General features: G+C 65.7%; 1 protein-coding gene. It reads right to left on the bottom strand.

Annotation, left to right across the window (positions count from 1 at the left end):
* Positions 1 to 2,462, bottom strand: a 2,462-nt coding sequence (locus tag AC1RMD_RS31140) for a non-ribosomal peptide synthetase (protein ID WP_492932733.1), incomplete at both ends; no start/stop codon positions are given.

The following is a 2,462-nucleotide window of genomic DNA, read 5'->3' as shown; positions in this document are numbered from 1 at the left end:
AGGTCGCCCGTCTTGTACATGCGGGCGTTGGCTTGCTTGCTGAACGGGTCGCGCAGGAAGCGCTCGGCGGTGAGGTCCGGGCGATTCAGGTAGCCGAGCGCCACACCATCGCCGCCGACCCAGATCTCCCCGCGCGCATTGACAGGCACCGGTTGCAACGCGGCATCGAGCACATAGGCCGTGGAATTGGCAATGGGCTTGCCGATGGGAATAGACAACCCATCACTCTGGCGCGGGACGGCATAAGCGGTGCTGACCGTCGTGTTTTCGGTCGGACCGTAGCCGTTGACGACCGTCACGTGGGGCAGGCGCGCATACAGGTGCTCGATGGCCGCCGCAGGCGCAACGTCGCCGCCAACCAGGATGTGGGTCAGCGACGCCAGGCTGCCGGTGTCGGGATGCGTTGCAAATTGTTCGAACAGTACCGGTGTCGCAAACAGAGTCGAGACCGCGTGCCTGCCGATCTGCGCGACCAGGGTGCGCAAATCGATCTTGGCGCCGGGATAGAGTGCAAGGACGCCACCGTTGAGCAAGCAGCCCCAGATCTCCATGGTGGCGGCGTCGAACGCAATCGAACCGTTTTGCAACAACACGGTGGCGCTGGAGAATGGCAGGAAACGATTGTTGCATGCCAGGCGCAGCACACCGCGATGCGGCACCACCACGCCCTTGGGCAGGCCGGTCGATCCCGAGGTGTACATCAGGTATGCGGCGGCAGTCGCCGTGTTACGCGCCACCTGCGGTTGCGGGGGATTGACGGTGGGCTGGCCAGCGAGAAGATTGGCGAAGGCCGCATGATCGAGTAGCATGACCGGGGCGGAGCCGGGCGGCAGGCCCAGGTGCTGCTGGGTCAGTACCACGACGGGGGCGCTGTCCTCCAGCATGTAGGCCAGTCGGTCCTGCGGATAGGCCGGGTCGAGCGGCAGATAGGCGCCGCCGGCCTTGAGGATGGCCAGCAGGCCGACCACCATCTCGAAGCTGCGCTCGACGCAAAGGGCCACGCGCGTATCCGGCGCCACGCCCTGGGCGATCAGGTGGTGGGCCAGCTGGTTGGCGCGGCGGTTCAACTCGCCGTAGCTTAGTTGCTGGTCGTCGAACACGAGGGCCGTCGCGTCAGGCCGGCGCGCGGCCTGGGCTTCGAACAGCTGATGCACCAGCATGTCACGCGGGTAATCGGTCGCGGTGTGGTTGAAGTCCACCAGCAGCTGTGTGCGCTCGTCGGCCGGCAGCACGTCCAGCATCGCCACCTGCAACGTGGCATCGTGTTCCAACGCATCCACCAGCGCCGTGACTGCGCAGTGCAGATAGCTTGCCATGCGCGCCGCGTCGAGGCCGCCGGCACATTGGGCGGTGATGGCATAGTCCTCGCCCAGGTCGTCCACCGAGACGGTGATCGGGTAATTGGTGCGCTCTTCACCATCGAGCAAGGTAATACCATCGAGTCCGTCCAGATTGCCGGACGTCGATGCCGGCCGCGAGTGGCGGAAGTTGAGCAGCGTGGTGAACAAGGGCGCGGGGGCCTGCACGCCGCTGCAGCGTTGGGCCAACGCTAGCGGGGCGTGTTCATGCTCCAGCAGCTCGGCGAGCCGGCGGCTGGTTTCGGCGAGCGCCTGCCCGACGCTGAGCTGGCCGAGCGGCAGGCGCAGCGGCAGCGTGTTGATGAACAGGCCGAGCATGCGGTCGGCGGCGTCGCTGCCTTGCAGGCGCCCAAACAGCACGGTACCGAACACGACATCGTCACGGCCGCAACAGGCCGCCAGCACGCGCGCCCAGGCCAGATGGAACAGCGTCGCGGCCGTGGTGCCGTGGCGCTGCGCGTTCTGGCGGATGCGCAGCGCCAGCATGGGGGCCAGCGCCAAACGGCTTTCATGCACATTGGCACCGCTGCCGTGGGTGTCGAGCACGTCAAACGGCGCGCACGGCTCGAGGACGTCGCCCAACTGGCGTTTGAAGTAGGCTTCGTGCACGGCCTGCGGCGTGGCGGACAATTGCGCAATGAAATTGCGGTAAGGCCGGGCTGCCGGCAGCTCGGCCGCACGGCCTTGCAACACTAGCCCGATTTCATCGATCAACAATTCCATCGTCATGTGGTCACCAACCAGGTGGTGGAAGACGAGCACCATCTGCCAGGCATCCGAGTGCGGATCGCTGGTGACGAAGGGCACAATCAGCGGCGCCTGGCTGAGGTCGAGGCACAGGCTGCGCGGATCGGCCAGCGCTACTTCCCGCACCTGCAGCGGCGCGGCGCGTTGTACCAGTTGAACCGGGTGTTCCAGACCCTGACTATGAATGGCGGTGCGCAGGACGTCGTGGCGATCGATGATGTTCTGCAAGGCCACCAGGAAACGGTCCAAATGGTGGCGGCTGTCGAAGCGCAAGCCAGTATGCAGCAGGTAGGCATCGCCCGACGTGGACAGCAAATGGTGGAACAGAATACCTTCCTGCAGCGGCGCGAGCGGATA

It is taken from the genome of Duganella sp. GW822-FHT06D06, assembly GCF_058799615.1.
Note: the sequence above shows the minus strand (reverse complement) of the source record. Positions and strands in the feature narration are given on the sequence as shown.